The 4,438-nt window shown below is 45.6% G+C and carries 5 protein-coding genes; all 5 read right to left on the reverse strand.

Going from position 1 to position 4,438, the window contains the following annotated elements; all coding sequences use genetic code 11:
• A partial coding sequence (gene rplC, locus ACEW8S_RS17125; protein ID WP_373519335.1) for a 50S ribosomal protein L3 occupies nt 1–577 on the reverse strand: 577 nt, incomplete at its 3' end.
• Between the two features lie 225 nt (nt 578–802).
• Nucleotides 803–1,108 (reverse strand): 30S ribosomal protein S10, encoded by a 306-nt coding sequence (gene rpsJ / locus ACEW8S_RS17130; RefSeq protein WP_007094989.1) that lies wholly within the window; start codon nt 1,106–1,108, stop codon nt 803–805.
• A 103-nt stretch (nt 1,109–1,211) separates the two neighbouring features.
• Nucleotides 1,212–3,341 (reverse strand): elongation factor G, encoded by a 2,130-nt coding sequence (gene fusA / locus ACEW8S_RS17135; protein ID WP_373519336.1) that lies wholly within the window; start codon nt 3,339–3,341, stop codon nt 1,212–1,214.
• A 103-nt stretch (nt 3,342–3,444) separates the two neighbouring features.
• Complete coding sequence (rpsG, locus tag ACEW8S_RS17140; protein ID WP_373519337.1) at nt 3,445–3,921, reverse strand: 30S ribosomal protein S7; 477 nt, start codon at nt 3,919–3,921, stop codon at nt 3,445–3,447.
• A gap of 93 nt (nt 3,922–4,014) precedes the next feature.
• Nucleotides 4,015–4,389: a 30S ribosomal protein S12 gene (rpsL, locus tag ACEW8S_RS17145; protein ID WP_373519338.1), complete on the reverse strand. Its 375-nt coding sequence runs from the start codon at nt 4,387–4,389 to the stop codon at nt 4,015–4,017.
• Nucleotides 4,390–4,438: the final 49 nt, after the last annotated feature.

Genomic DNA, 4,438 nt, shown 5'->3' on the forward strand with positions numbered 1-4,438 from the left:
CTGCACCTTTTACCACGAGAAGATTCTTTTCGGGCACTACTTTCAAAACCCGTAGGTTTTGGACGGTAACTCGATCACCGCCCATACGGCCGGCCATTCGCATACCCTTGAAAACCCGTGAGGGATCTGATCCCGCACCGATAGAACCGGGAGCACGCAATCGGTTATGCTGGCCATGGGTCGATTGTCCCACACCCCTAAAACCGTGACGCTTTACCACACCCTGAAAACCTTTACCTTTCGAAGTGCCTACGACGTCTACGAATTCGCCTTCTACAAAAATATCGACACCCAAGGTATCGCCTAATTTGTATTTCCCCTGAAAACCTTGGAACTCGACGACTTTTTTCTTAGGAGTAGTACCTGCCTTTTTAAAATGACCGATTTCGGCCTGGTTCGCACGTTTCTCCGTCTTGTCATCGAAACCCAATTGAAGACCAATATAGCCATCAACTTCCTCGGTTCTGACTTGGGTAACCACACATGGCCCTGCTTCGATAACGGTACACGGAACATTCTTTCCGTTCTCGTCAAAGATGCTGGTCATGCCTACTTTTTTTCCTATTAACCCAGACATAATTAAATTTTAGATTTTGGACTTTAGATTTTAGATTTTTCCTTTCGGCGAAACCAAACCTATCCTCCGTTTATATTACTCCCTTGTTACTCTCCATTTTTCGGACAAAAAAAACAGGGCCAAAAATTATCCGACCCCGAATGATTTTTTGTTTCCGTCTTTCCTTTGCTCGCAGCTTAGGACATGTCTAAAACGTCTGAATTCAGCATTCTGAATCCAAAACTATCACACCTTGATCTCCACCTCGACCCCACTTGGAAGTTCCAACTTCATGAGGGCATCAATAGTTTTTGAAGAAGAGCTGTAAATGTCCAAAAGTCGTTTGTACGAACTCAACTGGAATTGCTCCCTCGATTTTTTATTAACGTGCGGAGAACGCAATACCGTAAAAATTTTTTTATGTGTAGGCAAAGGAATAGGCCCTGTAACCACGGCTCCTGTCGTCTTTACCGTCTTTACGATTTTCTCGGCGGACTTGTCCACCAAGTTGTGATCGTACGACTTTAGTTTTATCCTAATTTTTTGGCTCATCTTTTAAAGTTCAAGTGCAAGTACAAGTTCAAATCTATCGCGATAGGGTCTTGGTTCTTGTCTCTTTAGTCTGCTATTGTATTGTTCGTTTTCTATTCTTCTCTTACGCGGTTATCCCTTTGGCCGCCTTGATCACTTCTTCCGCTATATTCGATGGGGTCTCGGCATAGTGCGAAAACTCCATGGTCGATGTTGCCCTACCGGATGACAGCGTCCTCAAGGAAGTAACATAACCGAACATTTCCGATAACGGCACTTCACCTTTGATTACCTTGGCACCTGCCCTATCGCCCATATTGGAAATCGTTCCCCTTCTTCGGTTCAAATCTCCAACGATATCACCCATGTTTTCTTCCGGGGTCAAGACCTCTATCTTCATGATCGGCTCCATAAGTACGGCACGTGCCGCTTTTGCAGCCGCCTTATACCCCATTTTTGCCGCCAACTCGAAAGATAGCGAATCGGAATCCACCGCGTGAAAAGAACCATCACGAAGGGTCACCTTCATACTATCCATTTCAAACCCGGCAAGGGGACCGTTCTGCATCGCCTGTTTGAATCCTTTTTCCACGGATGGGATAAATTCCCTAGGGATGTTACCGCCTTTGATCGAATTGACAAATTCCAATCCTGTTAACTCCGGATTGTCGCTAGGTTCGATAGTAAAGACAATATCGGCAAACTTGCCACGACCACCGGACTGTTTCTTGTAAACTTCCCTGTGATCGGCAGCCCTGGTCAAGGCTTCTTTGTATTCTACCTGGGGCTCACCCTGATTCACCTCTACTTTAAATTCACGGCGCAGACGATCGACAATAATATCCAAATGCAGCTCGCCCATACCGGAAATAATGGTTTGGCCGGAAGCTTCGTCGGTCTTTACCTGAAAAGTGGGGTCCTCTTCGGCCAGTTTACCAAGAGCCATCCCCAATTTATCGACATCCGCCTTGGTCTTAGGTTCGACGGCGATACCGATAACGGGATCTGGAAAGTTCATGCTCTCCAAAACAATGGGATGCTTCTCGTCGGAGAGGGTATCCCCGGTCTTGATATCCTTAAATCCAACGGCTGCACCGATATCACCGGCGCCGATGGAATCAACGGCATTCTGTTTGTTGGAATGCATTTGGTAAATCCTAGAAATACGCTCCTTGTTTCCCGATCGGTTGTTCAAAACGTAGGATCCCGCATCCAATTTACCTGAATACGCCCTAAAAAATGCCAACCTTCCAACGAATGGATCGGTAGCAATCTTAAAGGCCAATGCTGCGAAAGGTTCCTTTAAATCAGGCCTCCTTTTCTCTTCTTTTTCGGTATCGGGATTGATACCAATAATAGCCTCCTTATCCATTGGGGAAGGCAAATATCTACAAACGGCATCCAACAAAAACTGAACCCCTTTATTTTTAAAGGACGAGCCACAGATCATTGGAATAATACTCATATCCATAACTGCCGCCCTTAAAGCTGCATGCACTTCATCTTCGGTGATAGAATCTTCATCCTCGAAAAACTTTTCCATCAGATGCTCATCGTATTCTGCGACCGCTTCAATAAGGGTCGCACGATGTTCTTTTACCTCGGCTTTCATTTCTTCCGGGATATCGATTACGTCAAACGTCGCACCGAAATTATCTTCGTGCCAAACAACGGCACGGTTTTTCACCAAATCCACGATACCCTTGAAGTCGGCCTCGTCACCGATCGGCAATACGATCGGCACTGCGTTGGATTTCAACATCTCTCGAATTTGCTTACCTACGCCAAGAAAATCAGAACCCTGACGGTCCATCTTGTTAACAAAGGCAATTCTTGGCACCTTATAGTTATCGGCCAGCCTCCAGTTCGTTTCTGACTGTGGCTCAACACCATCGACCGCACTGAACAAAAAGACCAAACCATCGAGCACCCGTAGCGAACGGTTTACCTCAACGGTAAAATCAACGTGCCCGGGGGTATCGATAATGTTAAAGTGATAGTCCTTGGCATCCTCGGTAGGCTGAGCATTCTCCATGGGAAAAGTCCACGAACAGGTCGTAGCCGCGGAGGTAATGGTAATACCTCGCTCCTGCTCCTGCTCCATCCAATCCATCGTTGCGGCACCATCATGCACCTCACCAATTTTATGACTTACCCCTGTATAAAAAAGGATACGCTCGGTAGTCGTAGTTTTTCCGGCATCGATATGTGCTGCGATACCAATATTTCGTGTATATTTTAAATCTCTTGCCATTTTTGACTTAACTGTGTTTGGCTATTCTACTCAAGGAACTCCAAAAAAAAAGGAATGCCACTATACCTATTTATAGCATATAACCCAAATTATATAACTATGTTTAAAATCTAAAGTGGGAGAAAGCCTTATTGGCCTCTGCCATTTTATGTGTATCGACACGTTTTTTGACCGCGGCGCCCTCCTCTTTCGAAGCGGCGAGGACTTCGCCGGCCAACTTTTGGGCCATTCCCTTTTCGTTACGCTTTCTCGAATAGCTGATCAACCACTTCATAGCCGTAGAAATCTTTCTATCCGGACGGATTTGCATAGGAATCTGGAACGTAGCGCCCCCTACCCTTCTGCTCCGCACCTCAACGTGGGGCATAACGTTGGAAAGGGCATCCTTCCAAAGTTCCAAGGACGTTTTTTCCTCATCGGTCTTTTTTTCCTCTACAATGTCCATCGCATCATAAAACACACTAAAAGCGACGGATTTTTTACCGTCCCACATCATCATGTTCACGAAACGTGTGACCAACTGATCGTTGAACCGGGGATCCGGCAACAACGGTCTTTTTTTTGCCTGTTTTTTTCTCATTCTTACAAGTTTCAGGGTGAAGGTTGCAAGTTACAGGTTGAAGTCTCCAATACAACTTCTTACCTCTAATAACCTTTATACCTCGTACCTCTTTTAATTTTTGGGTCGTTTTGCTCCGTATTTCGATCTTCGTTGGGTTCTACCGGCAACACCTGCGGTATCTAAGGCACCCCGAACGATGTGATATCGAACACCTGGCAAATCTTTCACCCTTCCGCCCCTTACCAATACTATCGAGTGCTCTTGGAGGTTGTGTCCTTCTCCGGGTATGTAAGCGTTCACCTCTTTACCGTTAGTTAATCGAACACGAGCCACTTTTCTCATGGCCGAGTTCGGTTTTTTCGGTGTAGTTGTGTAAACACGCGTACAAACACCCCTTCGCTGGGGACACGAATCCAAAGCCGCCGATTTACTCTTCTTGGTAATCGTGGACCTTCCTTTTCGTACTAATTGTGAAATTGTTGGCATACTATACTATATGTATGAAAATTAACCCTTTGTTTAAGGGCTGGCAAAT

It is taken from the genome of Pricia sp., assembly GCF_041745955.1.
Lineage (GTDB): Bacteria > Bacteroidota > Bacteroidia > Flavobacteriales > Flavobacteriaceae > Pricia.